The following is an 18,281-nucleotide window of genomic DNA, read 5'->3' as shown; positions in this document are numbered from 1 at the left end:
GAGGATGCTGACAATGAAATATGCTTTATCTCAGTATAACCTCACCCGCGCCCTACTTATTTTAGTACTCAGCATAGCCGTTACCCATGCTGCCACCTCACCGGTATCTAAAAGTTTCACTGTCAATGCAATAGTGCAAACCGGCTGTAGCCTTGGGGGCGGAGCCACCGATACCAGCAACTTTGGCACATTGGATTTCGGCACCGTCTCTTCATTGGCAAACGCCACTAACGCAATATCTGGACTCAACTCAGGCAGTATCGTCCTCCAGTGCAGTGGTAATCCCACGGTCACACTGGCGCTTAATTCCGGGGCCAATACCTCAGGTAACATTTCTGCCGGCAGGCGCTTACTCAACAGCACAACGGGCGAATATTTGCTGTATCAAATATATCAAAACCCTGCCCGAACACAGATCTGGGGGGATGGTGCCAATGGGGGATCGACACGTTTAGTGACCACCGATGGCACCCAGCAACAAGTCAATTTTATGCACAACTATTTGCCAGTAGTATGCAACCCAGCGCTGGCGTCTACACAGATACTTTATTAGTTACAGTTACTTATTGATTACTGGCACGATGCCGCAGGAGATTTCACTATGACGCCATTTAACCTACTATCTCGGGTAATATTGCTTTCGGCCACACTGACCAGTAGCCAACTGTATGCTGCGGCCTCCGTTCTGATCTGGCCCATTGACCCGATAATTTCAGACAATGATAAAGCCACTGCATTGTGGTTGGAAAATAAAGATAGTCAGCCTATCTATATGCAGATTCGGGTATTAGGTTGGCAGCAGGTCAACACCCAAGACGATTACACCCCGCAATCAAGAATCATCGCCAGCCCACCGGTTGCAACTATTCAACCCGGTAAGCGTCAACTGATTCGTTTAGTCAAAAACGCCCCCGTTCCCGCTGGGCAAGAACAAGCCTACCGCATATTAATTGATGAAATACCTTATAAGGACCCAAACGATAAAACCGCCCCCGCTGCCACTCAGTTAGGGCTGAAATTCCAAATGCGCTATTCCGTTCCCTTGTTTGTTTACGGCAGTGGTGTGCTGGCGGCATCTGATACCACGCCAGCCCCCGGTGTTATGCCGACGAAACTCAGTTATAGCGTGCATTCACAAGGCGAGAAACAATGGTTGAATATCACTAATCAGGGCGCTGTTCATGCACGGATTTCGCGGGTGACCCTGCAAGAGAAAGACATTAATAAAGGTTTACTCGGTTATGTGTTAGCCGGCGCAAAAATGAGTTTCCCGCTCAGCCCAACAGCCAGAACAGGAGAATTAAGCGCCATTATCAATAACAGCACCAAACCCATAGTCATCCCACACCAATAAGGTGTTCGCATACAGCAGATAAGGTGTGTTTAATAATAACCTAGGGTTGGGAATGACTATCAGATTCAAGCTGTCACCATTATTAATATTGATGTATGGCTCAGTGTTGTTGCCTCCACTCATCCCCTGGGAAGTTTGGGGGGATAATCTGCCGCCACCTATGGCAGCAATGCCCGACAGTACCTTATATCTTGAGTTAGTGGTCAATGACCGTAACTTTGGTGATGCTGTGCCAGTCATCTATCGCGGGGGACATTACTATCTTTCACCAGCACAGTTAAAAACCATCGGATTACCCTCTAGTGCTGAGGTTGCGGTTGATAAGATGGATAAGGTGGCCGTGAAATATGATGGAGAAAACCAACGGCTATTAATTGATGTTCCCAGCGAGTGGTTACCGAAACAGCAAATTAACTCTGCCGCAACCGATGATTTTAATCTTGCACAAAGTAGCCTGGGATTTTTATTAAATTATGATTTTTATGTCAGCCAGAACAGTGGTAACCCACAGTCAGGTAATGCCTCAGCCTGGAGCGAGCAACGTATTTTTGACCGTTTTGGTTTAATCAGTAATACCGGCGTTTATCGTACTAACTTTTCAGGTAATAACGGCGACACGGATAATAACGGCTATATTCGGTTTGATACCCAATGGCAGAGGAATGATGAAAAAAACCTGCTACGTTATACCGCAGGTGACCTGATCACTGGAGCCTTGCCCTGGAGTAGCGCGGTGCGCCTGGGTGGTGTTCAAATCGCGCGTAATTTTGCTATTCGCCCCGACCTTATTACCTATCCGATGCCGCAATTTGCCGGTCAAGCTGCGGTACCTAGCACTGTCGAACTGTATATTGATAACTTCAGAACACAATCAGCCAATATTAACCCCGGCCCTTTTGTTATCGATAATGCCCCTCGTATTAATGGTGCTGGCCAAGCGACTATTATTACAACCGATGCCCTCGGTAGACAAATCAGCACCTCAGTGCCATTTTATGTTGCCAGTTCACTGCTAAAACCCGGCATGTGGGATTTTAGCCTGTCAGCCGGTGCTTTACGCCGCAATTATGCCATCCGTTCTGCCGATTATGCTGATCCTGTCGCCAGTGGCGTGGTTCGTTATGGCACAACGTCTTGGTTGACACTAGAAGGCCGAGGGGATGCTGCCAAAGGCATGAATGTGGTAGGTGGCGGAGCCGGATTTCGACTGGGCCTATTTGGGGTACTGAATGGTGCCTACAGCATGAGTAGTACCTCTGCCGATGCATTTAGTGATGTCATCAGTCAACCAGCCACTGATATCAACAATTCAACCATTAATACCTCACAGGTTGCCATTAATACCCGTGGTGGTATCGGTAACCAGCGTTCATTAGGTTATACCTACAGTAATTCCTACTTTAATCTGAATGCTCAGCGCATTAGCCGCAGCGATAATTATGGCGATCTGGCTAATTACAAAAGCGACTTTCGTCTGAGCCGACGTACCGACCAGATAACCGGCAGTATCAGCCTTGGAAACTTAGGGACACTTGGATCTGGTTATTTCGATGTCAGGGATGCGCTCGGTGAGCGAACCCGGTTGGTCAATATCAGCTATAGCACCTCAATATTCCGTAATACCAGTATTTACCTCTCCCTCAATCGTGAGTTGGGGACCAAAGGTTACAACGCACAACTGATCTGGAGTATCCCGCTGGGTGAATGGGGATCAGCCAGCGCCAGCACCAGCCGTGATGTTGATAACCAGTGGTCCCAACGCGTGAATTATAGCCGGGCAGCTCCTTCTAATGGCGGACTGGGTTGGAATCTCGCTTATGCCAACGGCAACAGTGAAAATAGCAGTTACCAACAAGCAGATGTTATTTGGCGCACTCGGATAATGGAAAGTCGCGCCGGTGTTTATGGCAATAGTGATAACTATAATAGTTGGGGTGAATTAAGTGGCTCGCTGGTTATGATGAATGGCGGCGTTTATGCCAGTAATATGATTAACGATGCATTTGCCTTGGTATCAACCAATGGTTTTAGCAATATTCCGGTCAGTTACGAAAACCAACTGATTGGTACTACGAACAACAACGGATATATCTTGATTCCGACAGTTTCTTCATATTATCAGGCCAAATTCCAGATTGACCCCATGAATTTACCTGCCGATGTCATATTGCCAACAGTAGAGCGAAATTTAGCGATTAGCGAACGCAGTGGCTATTTAATTGATTTCCCCATAACACAGATTACCGCCGCAAATATCAGACTTACCGATAAATCCGGTCAAGACTTACCGAAAGGCAGCGCGATATATACCACGGGCGACACACCTAGCGGTTATGTCGGTTGGGATGGTATGGCTTATATTGAGCAAGCCACCCAGTTGAATAAACTCACCATAGTGCGGGCTGATAATGGCACCCGCTGCTACAGCCAATTCCAATTGAAAAATACTAAAGGGATACAAGATGCTGGTACAGCCATATGCCAATAATTGCCGTACCTGGCTATCGGCAACTTTATTTAAGGAGCAGCTAATGATATCGCTCACGACGCAAATTACCAGCAAGATACCTCGGCCATACAGGCTACCTTATTGGTTGGTTCTGTCTGTACTGTGGCTATTGTCTGTCAGCAGTGCCACCGCGTGCACTTTTGCTGCCGCAGAAGTAAAGCTGCCACAAAATTCATCGTTTAATGTCAATACCCTCCCCGAAAGTGCCAGTGGTATAACGGCACTTGGCTGTGATGGAACAGCGCTGAGCGTATTATCCACTCCCGTATTGAACAGCACCATCACCAGCACTGCTAATAATCTTAATCTTAAGAATGCCGCCGGCGACTTAATTCCTTATTCAATCTATTCTGACCCAGGCTACAACAATCCCATTATAGTCGGGGGGAATATTAACTATGCTAACAGCAATTTACTCACCATCGTGCTGGGGAAAATAAAAGCCAATTTACCTATCTATATCCGTACTGGCAGTAATAATGCCATTAACGTCAATATCAGTGCCGGCACTTATACCGATACTATCTCTTTGAACTGGAATTATGATTTATGCTCTGCCGTTATTGGCGTCTGTATCGGTGGCACATTCAAAGGAACGGCTTCATCAACAGTCACTGTCACATTGGTGGTCAACAACGATTGTGTCATAAACGCCGCGCCCAATGTCGATTTTGGTAGCTACGCGTTAATGTCACAATTTATTCCTGTAAATCAATTTATCACCGCTACCTGTACCAAGAACGCCACCTTCACTACCTACATAACAAATGGCGATAATTTCTCTGCCCTTTGGCCCCAAATGAAATTACTCCCAGGGAGTGTTATACCTGCCCCCCCTACCGACTATTTACAGTATCAACTGTATCAGGGCTCGGGGTCGATTCCCTGGAATATAACCAACAAAAGATCAGATACCGCGACAGGCTCAGCTCAACAGATTCCTTATAAAGCGATGATCAATGCACAACAAACGCAAAGAACCGTTGGCACCTATCAGGACAATGTCAGTGTAGTGCTGGAATACTAGTGTGGTGCCGGAATACAGAGGAGGAGAAGCCATTAACTCGTTGTGTTTTATGCACTATTGGTCTTTTAACCTTTTATTTTTTTATGATTGAAATTTTTAGTTATTGTTTATTTATAAGAAAAATCCGATTGGACTGTACTAAATCTGTCCCTGTTATACAATCTGCGGGCTTAAATAATAGCCGACATATTTCTATCTAAGGAAAGCCGAGATTAAACAGGAGTGGACATCATGACTGACTACGATAATCGGGAAGAATCAGCTGACATTGGTCTGTTAAAAGAAATGAACAGCTTACGGGACATCATCGAGAATAATTCAGACTGGATCTGGGAAGTTGATGCTTCCGGCCGTTATACGTTTTCATCTGCAAAATCCATTGAGCTTCTTGGTCGCCTACCCCATGAGGTGGTCGGTAAAACGCCGTTTGACTTTATGCCTCAGGATGAAGCCAGCCGGGTAGGAAAGATATTTGCAGAGATTGCGGCTGCACGTATCCCTTTTGCCGGTTTGCAAAACCGTAATATACGCGCTGATGGCAGCGAAGTCTTAGTTGAAACCAGTGGTATCCCACTGTTCGATGATAACGGCGAATTCAAAGGTTATCGAGGAATTGATCGAAACCTGAGCAATTTACCTTATGATGCGGGTAAACGCTTATTTGAGTTGGAATCGATTTATTCCAGTGCTCCGGCTGGTCTGTGCTTTATCGATACAACCCTGCGCTATGTTACTGTAAATGATTATCTGGCTGAACTTCTGGGTAAAAATACAGTAGAGATTAATGGGCGCAAAATTGCAGACTTCCTACCTGGCATTATTCCTATTTTGCAGAGTGCTCTGCTGAAAGCCTATTGCAATGACAGTATCCCCGATGCTGAGTTTCAGATGCCGGATAAAGCACGGGTGTTCTTTATGCGGATAAATGCCGCCAGATATCCCAGTGGTCAAGTGAGTGGGCTGTCCGTCGCGATGATCGATATTACGTCATTAAAAGAGATGGAAGAAAAGCTGCGCAGCAGTAAACAGCATTACCGCAATATGGTGGAGCTGAATCCGCAAATTCCCTGGACTGCATCCCCGGATGGCATGATTACCGATGTCAGTTCTCGCTTTGAAAAAATTACGGGATTAACCCGCGAAGAGGCGCTGGCAGATAAATGGCTGCGTACCATCCATTTAGATGATCGCCACCCCACCTTAATCAGTTGGGAACACTCCTTACAAACACAGCAGCCACTGGATGTTGAAATCCGCTTTTGTCATGTTGAAAAGGGATGGAACTGGATGCGAATCCGAGCAGTTCCCAGCGTAGATGACAATGGCGATGTGTTGTGTTGGTATGGAACCGCAGAAGATATCCATGAACGAAAATTGCTGGAACTTAAGCTGGTTAAAGCAAATCGACGTCTGGAAATTCAGGCCAGAACAGACTCACTGACTAAATTGCCTAATCGCCGGGCGTTCAAAAAAGTGCTGGCCCATGAATTTATGCGGGCAAAACGCTCAGACTCTCCGCTAGCAGTTTTAATGATTGATATTGATTACTTTAAGAACTTCAATGACTGCTATGGTCATATCTCTGGTGATGCCTGCTTACGGTTGGTCGCCAGGGCATTACGCAAATCACTAAAACGCAGCACCGATATTGTTGCTCGCTATGGTGGAGAAGAGTTTGCTGCTATTCTGCCAGATACCGATCAACAGGGCGCCAGCCTGGTGGCCGAGCATATATTGCAATCTATCCGTGCTATGGGAATTAAACACAATGACAGTAAATTCCGTAAAGTCACCATCAGCCTTGGTGTCACTGTTTATCAAGCCCATCAGCATAGTGGTATTACAGATCAAGCGGATTTAATGCTCGCGGCAGATCAAGCACTTTATTACTCGAAAAAGAATGGCCGTAACCAATTTAATTTGGCTGAACTCCCCTGCGAATGCAGCCATTAGGCTACTCTGACTAAACATACTCGGTATTAAATAATTAACACCCATCAGATTCGATGCGGATAGAATTTACGCCGAGGCGGTATTTTTTAGATGCGGCCTCTGGCACTTTTTTCTGACTCAGCTATTCTCAATAAGGCGACCAATCTGGTCATACCTCATACCACTTGGTAGGTAAGGAGTCTTTATGGGAAAAACTCTAGTAAAAATCAGAGATTTTGAAGTTGATGACGCAGAGTTATCTGCACCACTGACAAAAGGCGAAAACACCCTCAGTATCCCCTGTAAATCGGATCCTGAATTGTGCATGCAGCTAGATGGGTGGGATGAACATACCAGCATTCCCGCAACGTTAGATGGGAAAGACCGGTTGCTTTTTAAGCAACATTACGATCGACATCAGGATGCTTGGGTAATGAGGGTAACGTGATTGTTGCAATAAGAAGATCCGTCAACCCATAGCTACAATTTATGAGTGACGGTTTCTTCTGTTGCGACTCGATAATATCTGTAGTGCAAAATCAATCAAATTACTGACCACTAGAAGCCAGCTATCAGAATTTTTCCAATACTTTGAACTGCATACAAATCAGCATCATTTCTGGGGAGAACATCTCGTACTCCTCAAAAAAGCGCTGTTGCGTTTTACGCCAAAACGTCAGCGTTCGATCGCCCTCACCTTCAGCGACAGCATGGGCTTCATCAACCTGATCAAACGTTTTCAATTCTACGTCGGTCAACTCTATCGCACAAACCGGTTCATTGCGGCCATTGACCACAACAAAGATATCCCCCGCCTGCGGCACGCCATCTTCATCCAATGCCGCACAGGTCGCTGTTTTCGTACCGTTCAGTACTAATGCCAATACATCATCTGCCACTTGTTCAGTATCACCAAATGCCCAACGCTCGGCATCTTGATATTTTTGTGGGACTGTAGCCATAGTTTCATTATTCCTATTCGTCATCTTATTGATGCAGCGCATATTACACTTTATCTTAACTGGTACGAACTGACTAACTCTCGCATCAGCATAAATTTTCGCTACTATACCTAAAGTAACCAGCGTCGCAGTAAACAAATGAATTCCGCAGAGCTGACCCCGTCAGACATAATACTAAATTGAATAAGGACCCTATGGTGACCAAACGCTTGCATACGAAACATTGGAAAATGTTTGTGGTGTTACTCTGTATCTGTGGCGCATTAATGCTGCTGCGGTGGGCGTCGATGATTTTTGGCTGATATGACTACCGCTAGCGTTTGTCTTTAGGTAAAAATAAGCAACCACACTTTGGGCAAACCAAGGCCGTATTTTTGTGCACTTTTTCTGAGCTCTGCTCAGAGACTGCGCCACAATCTGGGCACTTGATCTTCACTTTTACACTGCTAACCAATCTTTTGACGCTATCAAGAAATGACATATGCTCGCCTCTCAGTTGTACAACCTCGTTAGATTACGTTAACCAACGGCAATAAACCGTGGAGTGGTCAGCGTTTACTCAGATTATCTGTACCGGGCCAGATTTTTGTTCACGAAAATAGCCGGTTTTGCAGGAGACAACGGGGAAAAAAACAAGCGGAAAATGGAAAGTACGGGGAAATCATTCACCACGCAGCATGACTTGCATGCTTGGCGTAGTGATGTGGTAGACGGGTTATTGGAAACCTTTGGTCTGGGGTCAGTGATTCCATAATTCTTGGATCAACCCTCTGACCCGAACCTTGGAAGCACCAGCAACCAAACTGATAACACGGTTAGCACTCAACGTAGAAACGTCGGTATTCCATTCATCAAAAGAATGTTCTGCGTAACTATCGTTGAAAACTTTTTTTATCGAGGATTCAGCTTCGGACATCTCACTGAAACTCTTAGCGTTTATTAAGCACTGAGCAATGATTGAGACTTTTTTCATGTTTTATCCTTGATTATCGGTCGCATAGTGTAGCACAATTACACTCTCTCTGATCATATGCTGCTTAAATTGTTTTCAATTGAAGATAACGTTTTGATATTACAGCATATTCAACCAAGACTGACAGGCAAGATCTGGTCCTAACCTCATTGTTCAGTCACTCTAAAACCCTACTACGCGCTCAGAACTTGCTTGAAAAGCATTCATCATTCTAAATCCACCCCAGCAGATTCATTATTTATTCACTATCAGTGCGTTTTTTAGTCAGCTCACATGCTATATTGTAGTGGCTTTGTCATGACAAAGACCTTATCTGTGTGAGTAATTGAGGTGCCGAATGATCAGCAATTTCTTTCTCTATTCACTATTTATTATCTATATCACCGCGGCGCTTATTGATGGCTCACTCCCACTGCTTGACCTAATGTAACCCAAGTACCAGCCTGACATGGCATCAACGCCAAAGCGCCCCCTCTAGTTACTGTGCATGGCAGCAGCATCTTGTAGTAAGGAGTTCATCTCAATGGTACCTGGTGGCCGTAGTGACCATTTTGGCCCCTGTAACGCCTCTGCATAACCCGCCTGATACAAACGCTCCATCTTGATGGGATCAAAAATCTCTGCGCCATTGGTATCAACATTTGATGGAATCGTTATCCAGTGGAATCCTGAATTTTCAGCCAAAGAGAATGCATAAATACGATACAAATCCCCGACCAATGCCGCTTTGCTGGTTGAGTCAAGAGTACGCATAGCGATATTACGCACCAACCGTGGGGTCGGTTCTGGTTGTGGGCCAAGCTGTCCATTATGGATGATATAAATATCTTCTTTACTGTCTGCCAGGCCCGCTCTGGTACGTACGACTTTTGAACTGTACACACCACCATTATAGAAGACCCGCGCCGCCACACCGCCGTCAACATGCATTTCATCGTAATGCTTACCCTGAGCCACCACATCAAAAAATACCGGTGAGAACGCGACAGGGACTGAAGAGGAAGCCAGCATCACCTTACGAAATAGCATTAAAGCTTCAGGAGTCCCTTTCATCGCAATCAGCCCCATGTTCCAGACAATAAATCTTTGCGAATCGAGATCCACCGTACCCATATACAACCGCCGACCATGCCGATGTGCCTGGGCGATTTCACTCATTAACTCAGGAGTAATATGCCCATCAATCAATTTAGACAACGGGCTGGTATCCGCTAATGATTCGCGGAAAAAGAGGCGAAATAATAGATTATCCAGATGGAAAATATCACGGGTGGTGGTGGTGGTATAAAAGTCATGTAATGCCTGGTCGTGATCACTCCCTAAAAAGGCGAAAGGTGCGATCAACGCGCCAGTGGAAACTCCACTGACCACCTTAAACACGGGGCGCTTACCTGTTTTCGTCCAGCCGTTCAAAAAACCAGCACCGAAGGCGCCATTTGGGCCACCACCAGATAATGCCAGATGGGGATAAACCAATGTTCCATCCGCGGCTCGGAACATCTCTTTCGATTCATCTTTATAAGATTGCAGTAAATCCGCTTCAAATATCGGGCTAATGTGCCCTGCCCCGGCACGGATATCCGGCATTCCAGGGATTTCGGCCGCTGGCATTAACTCCACTGGCACTGGATTTCTAGGTAATTGGCTACAGGCCACCAATAGAGAAACTCCGGTTAGCAACGCCATGGAACGAACTAATTCCCAGCTTATTATCATTATATGTCCTAGCAGATGCGGCCAAATATTACTGACTAAACGTAGACTAATTTGATGATAGTCTCACAAAATCATCCTGTCTGTTATGCCATTGTTGATGAGAAAGATGATACCAACAGTGTTGGCTTAACTTACTGTCAGGGCTGACAATTGGATGGGGAAAATGGTCTGGCGCGCGCACCATGCCGATTCGTTCCATCAATGCTTGTGAACGCAGGTTAATTAAAGCAGTAAATGAAACAATTTCAGCCAGTTTTAATTGATCGAAACCTACCGTCAATACTGCCAATGCAGCTTCCGTTGCCAGCCCTTGCCCCCAAAATGGAAAAGCAAAACGCCAGCCTATCTCGACACAAGGTGAAAAAGGTAATTTAACGGTAGGAATATGTAACCCCAATGCGCCGACAAACTGCCCGCTAGCTTTCAGCTCAACAGCCCACAACCCCCAGCCACACTGTGCTATCAATAATTGACAACGTGAAGCCATCATATCGCTTGCTTCACGTGTTAGAGGGGCTGGGAAAAATGCCATAACGCGAGGATCTGCGTTAAGCGCTGCAAAAGGTGCCCGGTCTGACGGGAGCCACTGCCGTAGCTGTAAACGCTCAGTTTCAAACTCAATAACGTTTTTCATTCTATCGAAGCTAATCCTACTTTGGTACAAGGTGAAGGATTGCCCCCACCCTCAATTTTTCTTACCTCTATTTCTGCGATAATGCTCGCCATTGCTGCACAGAAGGCCGCTGCCATTGGTAATTTGCATACTGACGAAGATACTCAGGTAAGTTGTCGCCATTCAGAACTAACCGGTTAAGCATCAGTGCCAAATCAGTATCTGCGATACACCATTCACTGAATAAATATCTTCTGCCATCCGACAGCAAACGCTCCAACCCAGAAATAAGTTTATTCGCCGCTTGTTGCGCGCTATCAGACAAAGGAGGCAGCCTTAACCCAGCAAAGACCACTTCAGTTGGCCGTTCAGTGCGGACCGGCATAAAATCACTGCGCAGCCATGCCTGTATTTCACGCGCTCTGGCACGCTCTTGCCTATCTTGCGGATACAGCCGAGCGTAATCTGGCGCCGGGAAACGCTCGTCCAAATATTCAGCAATAGCTGAAGACTCAGAGAGTTGAAAATCATCGATAACCAGTGTCGGCACCCGACGTGTCGCCGACAGACGGGCATAAGCCTGTTGCAGATTCTCCCCAGCAGACAAATTAATGACGCTTAATGAGAAAGGCAGTGCTTTTTCTGTCAATGATACGAATACCGACATCACATAAGGACTAAAAAAATCTGAATCGGTATACAACGTAATAGTTTGCTGGCTCATCGAAACCCCGACTGATTATCACTAAGTAGATTGACGTTAATCGGTTTTAGCCAGATTGAATAGCAGCTTCTGCAAAAAAATATTATCGCTAATAACGCCCTATTTTCTGTTTCAAAAACCGCAGATGATCTTTATATAGCAACATTGCACAGACGAAAGCCAAAGTAATGAAATCTAATCCGCAGGTTGTTGGTCATCTAAAATTGTCAGCAGAATATCCGCATCCGGGGTTGTTATATGCTTCCCTTCGAGAAAACCAGCGAGTTTAGCCTCTGCATCATGTTCATACACTTCATAACCTGTGATTCGATAGCCCGGTACGCCATCCTGGCGGCGAATATACTCATCACCATCAATGTAGTACTCAACAACACCACTGGCATCTTCAATCTCATAACGTTTATCAAAAGGGAACTGTTTCATTACTCATCCTAAAAAAACAACATAGCTCTATGATGCCAATTTATAGCTGTTTTAGGAAGTGTTCGGCGTACCGTCTTCCCCACTAGCGCTCAACAACGTTGCTTTAGCAATGAGAAAGGTTGCCCTGTTAATCAGGCAACCTTTATTACTTTTTATCTATTTTTTTAGACTTAAAATAACTGAATTAACTAATAATGGTCACTTCTTAAACTTTAAAGAAAGCAGTGCATTCTTGCCAACATCCATATATTTGTCAGCTAAAGCTTCAGTCGTGTTAAACGTAGCAATAACTAGTTTCCCATCAATCGTAGTGAGCAACATCACATTCTTGATGGTTCCATCAGCAGCCGGGGTATCCATAGTGATGATATAAGCTTTACGCCCATCAACATCCTTCTCTTCCAGAGTCGGCTTGAATGGCGCAAATTGTTTCTTCATCATATTAACAACTTCAGCGAGCTTGCCATCGGGTATGGCACTATTGCTATCGCTGAATGCGAAGGACACACTGCCCTGTTCAACGGAATAGGCTTCTTGTGGTGCATTCTGCTGAGGGTATTTAGTTGCCAGCATTTCTTTAGACATTAAAGTGAATTCAGCTGGCATCTCAATGTAAGCTTTGCCACCAAAAACTTTAGTGCCTGTTGGTTCAGGTTCAGAACAACCGGCAAGAACAACGACCATAGCAAATAATAGGAAAACACTTTTTTTTAACAAAATAGACACCCCAGAATAAAATGAATGTAGACTCTGGCTAATAATAGCCAGACCCTGTTTTTGATAATAATTTATTGCCGTTGAATTATATCCACTGGTATTCTTTTTAGTCCATTTAGATCATCCAAGATATGTCCTAATTAATTATTCCCTTTTATCATAAATAAAATTAGAAACACGATTACTATCAATGATAAGGAAAAAGCAACGAATATCATATGCAATAAACACCCCCATTTACTTAATCAGAGCAATGTCACCTTGGCGTAATCCACCCTTATTTATTGCTTAAGAAAGTAAATAAGATGATACAGATGTTGTTAGTTAGTTATATTTACTCTTGCAATAAATCGGGACATTGAGCTCATTTTTTCATCTTCTCCCTCACTAAGAATCAGCTATCTGGAACAATTTTTACGTGTTACAGACGTGAAAATAAATGCAATTAAGGTAAACTGAGACGCCTAAGTAAGGGGATAGAATGAGTAGTGAAATATTTCTTGCAGTGCTGGGCGCGGCACTGTTACATGCTTGCTGGAACGCTCTTGTTAAATTTGGCAATGATCGTTTTGTCGCTATCTCTTTGATGGCAATTTTCTCCGGAGTGATTTCACTGTTCGGTATTTTTTTTGTGGCGTTACCCTCGCTGAGCGCGCTTCCTTGGTTACTGTTGTCGGTTGCTTTTCACACAGGTTATTGCCTGTTTCTAAGTAAAGCTTATGAACAAGCCGAGTTTGGTCAAATCTATCCTATCGCACGTGGCGTTGCCCCCCTGTTAAGTGCTCTGCTCTCTTGGTTAATCTTGTCGGAAATCCCCAGGTCATTAGCCTTAGTAGGGGCGGCTATTTTAGTCTCCGGTGTCATCATGATGACATTTGATGGCCGACGTGGCCCTGACAAAGTCAATGGCAGGGCTATTATCTATGCCTTAATTACTGCGACTTTTACTGCCTGTTACACCCTATCTGATGGGGCTGGTAGCCGCGCCAGCATTGAACCACTTAGTTATATTTTTTGGTTGTTTATGTGCAACGGCATAGCCATGTTTGCATTACTTTGGATAATGCACCGCAATGTGGTTTTTCGTCAAATACGCCAGCACTGGCGACACGGCGTGATTGGTGGTGCGATGCAATTACTGGCTTATGGCATTGTCATTTGGGCCATGAAAAGCACGCCAATCGCCCTCGTTGCCGCTCTACGTGAAACCAGTGTCTTGTTCGCCATGATAATCTCAATCTGGATGCTAAAAGAGAAACCATCGATGTTACGACTCATCGCCAGTGCCATTATTCTGATGGGGGTAGCAGTAACTAAACTTGGCTAATACTTAACCAAAAAATGCAAACTCCATTTCTTAGAAAAGGAGAGCACTACTTCTTCAGCAAACGCGCTATACTCATATAAATCCTATAAATAAGGAGAATATATGCTCATAGGATTTGTTTTATTGGTTAGCACCTGCGGTATGGATGCTTGCGAGGCACTGCCCGTGACCGATGATGTGTATACAACACGCCACGAATGCATGGCTGTAGCTACTCGTCTTCATGAACGCAGACCTGATGTAGTTTTGATTTGCGGTGAAGTATACCGCCAGCCTGACAGCGATCAATCTCATTGAGGGTTTCACTGTATTAATTCGATCTGCTGAACATCTGTTCCGATATTATTTTTAATATTAGAGGATGTGCTTTATTTCCTACATTTAATCTGTAAGAAATTGGCAAGTTAACAAAAAAACAACCAAGGTGACGTTAACCACATTCGCCAATCATTAATGCTAATCACCAAAATAAAGTGTTAAATGGCCTGCTGAGTTAAATGTAATATCACAGAAAACCATTGATAAACACACTGCTGATATTAGTTTCCTGACTAAACTACCGAACCAATGATATAAAATATTAACATACTAGATATCACCACAACCACGATATTGTTAATGAACAAAGCAAACATCACACTGAATAGTGCGCCCCATAAATAGGGATTATCCGAGAATGAGCGTAGTGCACCATCCTGAAATAGATAATTGCCCCACAAATTGTTGTTAATAAACAGGGTGTGGCGTACTTAAGTGCCTGGGCGAACTTCCCTCAATAGCACAGAGGGACGATTGACCATCGGAACAACAATTGAAGCGAAGGTGGCAATAATGGAGAAATCTAGCTGCAAGCGGGCAAGATCAGGCATCATTGTGCCACTACAGGCTATTGTTTTCTCTTACCCGAACAATTAGAGCACATTTTATCGGAACAGTAATAAATATCAGGCAAGCTACCACCAGCCCGATCCCCACCCACCCCGTAATAGGCAGTCTTTCTCCCACGATAATCACTGCCAATATGGCAGCAATAACAGGCTCGATGAGGGTAATAGTCGTCGCCATACTTGCCGTTATACGAGCCAGCCCATATCCATAGCAAATATAGCCAAGAAACATCGGGACCAACGCCATATAGGCACCCACTGCCGCATTACTCCAAGATTCCAGCAGCGGGGCTCCAGTCATAAGGAGTACTGGCATTAGTAAAATGCCGCCAAGACCAAAAATCGCCCCCATCGCGGTGCGAGAAGGAAGTCCTCGCTGCATCAAACGGCGAGCAGCCCACGAATACAGCGCATAAGTAAAACCAGCAAGAAGGCCTAGAATTACTCCTATCGTGACATTGGGTGACTGAACCAGAGTGCCGTGCCCCCCACTTTCAGCCATACAAAGCAACACCATGCCTGCAATGCCAAGAGCCGCCCCCAACATCCAGCGAGTCGTCAACCGCTCGCCCTCCAAGACATATTCAATCAGAGCAGATAACAGAGGGGCAGAACCAATAGAAATGACAGTCCCGACAGTGACACCCGCTAAATGCATAGAGGCATAGAATGCCAGCGGATAGATGGCAACAGCAATGACCCCTATCAGCAGTAAACGCCACTGTTGAAGGAGTTTATCTACATAACTAATGATACTCCCAGCGGCTATCATCGCTTGGAGTAGCCCCCCTAGCCCCATCGCAACAGCGCCTATGGCAACAGCACTAACCGCAGGAGCAAATGTTGCCGCCGTTCCTGTGGTTCCCCACAAGATGGCCGCAATCAATACTCCCACCCTTCCCATCATGCGATCTCTTGGCGTGACAGTCATAGCGACTCCATCATTTCGGCGGCCATTGTCATTGCCTGACGAACGCACTCACCATTCCCTTCCAAGCCTGCGCGAGACATACTCCCCTCGAGTAAAAATGAAAAGTGCCTGGCCATCCGTATGGCACGTTGTTCATCACCAGAGAGAAGCACACAAAGATGTTCAGTCAGAATCGACTCTACCTGCTCCTTGTGCCCGCGCACTGCCTGTCTGCCCGGTGCGCCCGCGGGCAGTTCAGCCGCGGCATTCAATAGTCCGCACCCTCTGAATCCACGTTCATAGGCAAATTCAGCATGGTCTGCATAAGCAAGAAAAACAGCCATCACGCTCTCTTTTGGACTCGCCGTTTGTTGCAGACGATTAGCGTACAGTGCGAGCCACTCTTCATGACGAATCTGTAAGTAAGTAGCAACAAGTTCTGCTTTGGACTCAAAGTTGTTGTAGAGACTTTTCTTGGCAACACCAGCCCTTTTAACAATGGCATCAATACCCGTTGCCGCAATGCCATCGTTATAGAACAACACCCTTGCAGCACTCAGCAGCCGATCTCGGGCACTTTCTGATAATTCGCGTGAGGACATGGCCAATTTCTTCCTGCTTTGGATAATTATAGGTATACCAGTCTACCTACTATTATTGTGACGTCAATACGAGCAAGAAAGTATGCTCTATATTAAATATTGGGAACTAATGCCGTACTCAGGCCATAGCGTCAGGTTTGACAGGACATGAGGAAAAAGACTGATGATTGGTTTCACACCGAGTGTTTCATCAATATAAACTCGGCTATTGCCGAGTTTATATGCTTGAGTACTGAGACCGATGATAATTATGTGAGCTTAGCGCCCTTTCTTCTTACGTCCGGGCTGGGTAAAGCGCTTGCGGGAAGCTGAGTTACCATCGGGTTTTTCGGCCTTTTTCGCCCCACTAACACTCGGTTTTTTATCTGCCACGGGCTTAGCCTTGGCTTTTTTCACCGGTTTTTCGTCAGATGATGAGTTTTCAATCAGCTTAAATAACTCGATTAGCTCATCATCAGTCAAATCTCGCCACTCACCCATTGGCAGTCCTTTCAGGGTGACGTTCATGATACGAGTGCGCTCAAGCTTGGTGACTTCATAGCCAAAATGTTTACACATACGGCGAATTTGACGGTTAAGCCCTTGCACCAGCGTGATATTAAATACAAAGGTCGCGACTTTATTCACTTTGCATTTTTTGGTCACGGTTCCCATCATCGGTACACCAGCACCCAGACCGAGAATAAACTCGTCAGTCACCGGTTTGTTGACCGTAACCACGTACTCTTTTTCGTGGTCGTTCCCAGCGCGCAGGATTTTGTTAACCAAATCACCGTGATTCGTCAAAAAAATCAACCCCTGCGAGTCTTTGTCCAAACGTCCGATAGGGAAGACTCGTTTACTGTGATTAACGAAATCAACGATGTTATCGTTTTCCCCCTCTTCGGTGGTGCTTATGATGCCAACCGGTTTATTCAGTGCGATCAGCACCAAGTCGTTTTCGTCACGCGGTTCGATAAGCTGACCGTTAACTTTGACTACATCCCCGCCATATACTTGATCGCCAACAGCGGCCCGTTTGCCATTAATAAAAACATGTCCTTGTTCAATATAACGATCGGCATCACGACGAGAACAGATACCGCTCTCGCTAATATATTTGTTAAGACGAGTGGATGAGTTGGTCAGCATAAATCTTCCGTAAAAATAAGATTATATCACGTTAGGCTATGAAGCCGGCAGAGCAGCTTAGCAGAGAGAATGCAAAGTCATAAAGACGATTTCGAAGGATATGATGGCCGGTGGCAATATCATCGTGCTGCAACACATCCTCGGCCATTCAGATATTCGGGTCACCATGCGCTACTCTCACGTCGCGGCAGACCACCTGCAAGACGCTATTCACTCAACCCATTAGCCCGATTTAAGCATGGCGACAAAGTGGCGATAGGGATGAAATAACAAGTAACGAGGGGTGATGGTAGTCCTATTAAGCAATTGATATCATCTCAAAAAACACCTTCCATTACCTTACTTCCCTAGTCTTTAAATTCATATAGTTAACTGCTAATTCGGAACCATTCGTAAAAATTTCGATACGTTTAATGCGTTCGGGTTGTGTTCTGTAGCAAGGTACGAACAAGCCTGACTGTCAGCTATGAGCGA

At 45.2% G+C, this 18,281-nt stretch carries 21 protein-coding genes and 2 pseudogenes; 11 read left to right on the top strand and 12 right to left on the bottom strand.

Features of this window, described 5'->3' with window-relative positions; translation table 11 throughout:
• The first annotated feature begins 13 nt into the window (after nucleotides 1–13).
• From V2A84_RS06410 to V2A84_RS06385, 6 genes and pseudogenes are all read left to right on the top strand, one after another.
• A pseudogene (locus tag V2A84_RS06410) lies at nucleotides 14–570 on the top strand (Csu type fimbrial protein).
• Between the two features lie 31 nt (nucleotides 571–601).
• Nucleotides 602–1,354, top strand: a complete 753-nt coding sequence (locus V2A84_RS06405; protein ID WP_083158650.1) for a fimbrial biogenesis chaperone — start codon at nucleotides 602–604, stop codon at nucleotides 1,352–1,354.
• A 52-nt stretch (nucleotides 1,355–1,406) separates the two neighbouring features.
• Nucleotides 1,407–3,842 (top strand): fimbria/pilus outer membrane usher protein, encoded by a 2,436-nt coding sequence (locus V2A84_RS06400; protein ID WP_083158649.1) that lies wholly within the window; start codon nucleotides 1,407–1,409, stop codon nucleotides 3,840–3,842.
• A gap of 43 nt (nucleotides 3,843–3,885) precedes the next feature.
• Nucleotides 3,886–4,890 carry a Csu type fimbrial protein gene (locus tag V2A84_RS06395; RefSeq protein WP_083163596.1) on the top strand — a complete coding sequence of 335 codons (1,005 nt, stop codon included), beginning with the start codon at nucleotides 3,886–3,888 and terminating at the stop codon, nucleotides 4,888–4,890.
• 231 nt (nucleotides 4,891–5,121) lie between these two features.
• A complete protein-coding gene (locus V2A84_RS06390) occupies nucleotides 5,122–6,843 on the top strand; it encodes a sensor domain-containing diguanylate cyclase (protein ID WP_083158648.1) in 1,722 nt (573 codons plus the stop codon).
• 184 nt (nucleotides 6,844–7,027) lie between these two features.
• Nucleotides 7,028–7,270 carry a DUF1480 family protein gene (locus V2A84_RS06385; protein WP_083158647.1) on the top strand — a complete coding sequence of 81 codons (243 nt, stop codon included), beginning with the start codon at nucleotides 7,028–7,030 and terminating at the stop codon, nucleotides 7,268–7,270.
• A 124-nt stretch (nucleotides 7,271–7,394) separates the two neighbouring features.
• Here the strand turns inward: V2A84_RS06385 and V2A84_RS06380 are convergent, their stop codons facing one another.
• A complete protein-coding gene (locus V2A84_RS06380; RefSeq protein ID WP_083158646.1) occupies nucleotides 7,395–7,784 on the bottom strand; it encodes an ASCH domain-containing protein in 390 nt (129 codons plus the stop codon).
• A gap of 194 nt (nucleotides 7,785–7,978) precedes the next feature.
• Between V2A84_RS06380 and yniD the strand changes: the two genes are divergently transcribed.
• Complete coding sequence (gene yniD / locus V2A84_RS06375) at nucleotides 7,979–8,086, top strand: small membrane protein YniD (protein WP_086018937.1); 108 nt, start codon at nucleotides 7,979–7,981, stop codon at nucleotides 8,084–8,086.
• Nucleotides 8,087–8,097: 11 nt separating this feature from the next.
• Here the strand turns inward: yniD and V2A84_RS06370 are convergent, their stop codons facing one another.
• A complete protein-coding gene (locus tag V2A84_RS06370) occupies nucleotides 8,098–8,265 on the bottom strand; it encodes a YnfU family zinc-binding protein (protein WP_227746530.1) in 168 nt (55 codons plus the stop codon).
• 105 nt (nucleotides 8,266–8,370) lie between these two features.
• Between V2A84_RS06370 and V2A84_RS06365 the strand changes: the two genes are divergently transcribed.
• Nucleotides 8,371–8,538, top strand: coding sequence for a hypothetical protein (locus V2A84_RS06365; protein WP_442848659.1), 168 nt, complete (start codon nucleotides 8,371–8,373; stop codon nucleotides 8,536–8,538).
• Here the strand turns inward: V2A84_RS06365 and V2A84_RS06360 are convergent.
• The 6 genes from V2A84_RS06360 to V2A84_RS06335 all read right to left on the bottom strand — a co-directional run bounded on the left by V2A84_RS06360 (nucleotide 8,524) and on the right by V2A84_RS06335 (nucleotide 12,950).
• The gene (locus V2A84_RS06360; RefSeq protein ID WP_005182969.1) at nucleotides 8,524–8,757 is read right to left on the bottom strand and encodes a hypothetical protein; all 234 of its coding nucleotides are present in this window, start codon (nucleotides 8,755–8,757) and stop codon (nucleotides 8,524–8,526) included. The two genes, V2A84_RS06365 and V2A84_RS06360, sit on opposite strands and share 15 nt — an antisense overlap.
• A 474-nt stretch (nucleotides 8,758–9,231) precedes the next feature.
• A complete protein-coding gene (locus V2A84_RS06355; protein WP_420073793.1) occupies nucleotides 9,232–10,473 on the bottom strand; it encodes a patatin-like phospholipase family protein in 1,242 nt (413 codons plus the stop codon).
• Nucleotides 10,474–10,519: 46 nt separating this feature from the next.
• Nucleotides 10,520–11,107 carry a GNAT family N-acetyltransferase gene (locus V2A84_RS06350; protein WP_083158644.1) on the bottom strand — a complete coding sequence of 196 codons (588 nt, stop codon included), beginning with the start codon at nucleotides 11,105–11,107 and terminating at the stop codon, nucleotides 10,520–10,522.
• Nucleotides 11,108–11,174: 67 nt separating this feature from the next.
• Entirely contained in the window at nucleotides 11,175–11,810 is a 636-nt protein-coding gene (gene yfcF, locus V2A84_RS06345; RefSeq protein ID WP_083158643.1) for a glutathione transferase, read from the bottom strand.
• 174 nt (nucleotides 11,811–11,984) lie between these two features.
• Nucleotides 11,985–12,233 (bottom strand): hypothetical protein, encoded by a 249-nt coding sequence (locus V2A84_RS06340; RefSeq protein WP_083158642.1) that lies wholly within the window; start codon nucleotides 12,231–12,233, stop codon nucleotides 11,985–11,987.
• A 198-nt stretch (nucleotides 12,234–12,431) separates the two neighbouring features.
• Nucleotides 12,432–12,950: a hypothetical protein gene (locus V2A84_RS06335; protein ID WP_083158641.1), complete on the bottom strand. Its 519-nt coding sequence runs from the start codon at nucleotides 12,948–12,950 to the stop codon at nucleotides 12,432–12,434.
• A gap of 481 nt (nucleotides 12,951–13,431) precedes the next feature.
• Between V2A84_RS06335 and V2A84_RS06330 the strand changes: the two genes are divergently transcribed.
• The gene (locus tag V2A84_RS06330) at nucleotides 13,432–14,277 is read left to right on the top strand and encodes a DMT family transporter (protein WP_083158640.1); all 846 of its coding nucleotides are present in this window, start codon (nucleotides 13,432–13,434) and stop codon (nucleotides 14,275–14,277) included.
• A gap of 102 nt (nucleotides 14,278–14,379) precedes the next feature.
• Nucleotides 14,380–14,574 carry a hypothetical protein gene (locus V2A84_RS06325; protein ID WP_083158639.1) on the top strand — a complete coding sequence of 65 codons (195 nt, stop codon included), beginning with the start codon at nucleotides 14,380–14,382 and terminating at the stop codon, nucleotides 14,572–14,574.
• Nucleotides 14,575–14,828: 254 nt separating this feature from the next.
• Here the strand turns inward: V2A84_RS06325 and V2A84_RS06320 are convergent, their stop codons facing one another.
• The 4 genes from V2A84_RS06320 to rluF all read right to left on the bottom strand — a co-directional run bounded on the left by V2A84_RS06320 (nucleotide 14,829) and on the right by rluF (nucleotide 17,807).
• Entirely contained in the window at nucleotides 14,829–14,996 is a 168-nt protein-coding gene (locus V2A84_RS06320) for an AzlD domain-containing protein (RefSeq protein WP_372569252.1), read from the bottom strand.
• A gap of 160 nt (nucleotides 14,997–15,156) precedes the next feature.
• Complete coding sequence (locus tag V2A84_RS06315) at nucleotides 15,157–16,095, bottom strand: DMT family transporter (RefSeq protein WP_372569253.1); 939 nt, start codon at nucleotides 16,093–16,095, stop codon at nucleotides 15,157–15,159.
• Nucleotides 16,092–16,676, bottom strand: coding sequence for a TetR/AcrR family transcriptional regulator (locus V2A84_RS06310; protein WP_083158637.1), 585 nt, complete (start codon nucleotides 16,674–16,676; stop codon nucleotides 16,092–16,094). The genes V2A84_RS06315 and V2A84_RS06310 overlap by 4 nt, the downstream gene beginning before the upstream one ends.
• A 258-nt stretch (nucleotides 16,677–16,934) precedes the next feature.
• Entirely contained in the window at nucleotides 16,935–17,807 is an 873-nt protein-coding gene (gene rluF / locus V2A84_RS06305) for a 23S rRNA pseudouridine(2604) synthase RluF (RefSeq protein WP_083158636.1), read from the bottom strand.
• Between the two features lie 100 nt (nucleotides 17,808–17,907).
• Between rluF and V2A84_RS06300 the strand changes: the two are divergent.
• Nucleotides 17,908–18,077 (top strand): annotated as a pseudogene (locus tag V2A84_RS06300) (site-specific integrase); the annotation flags it as partial.
• Nucleotides 18,078–18,281 lie beyond the last annotated feature (204 nt).

This window comes from Yersinia sp. 2553 StPb PI, assembly GCF_052217105.1.
Taxonomy (GTDB): Bacteria; Pseudomonadota; Gammaproteobacteria; order Enterobacterales; family Enterobacteriaceae; genus Yersinia; species Yersinia enterocolitica_E.
Note: the sequence above shows the minus strand (reverse complement) of the source record. Positions and strands in the feature narration are given on the sequence as shown.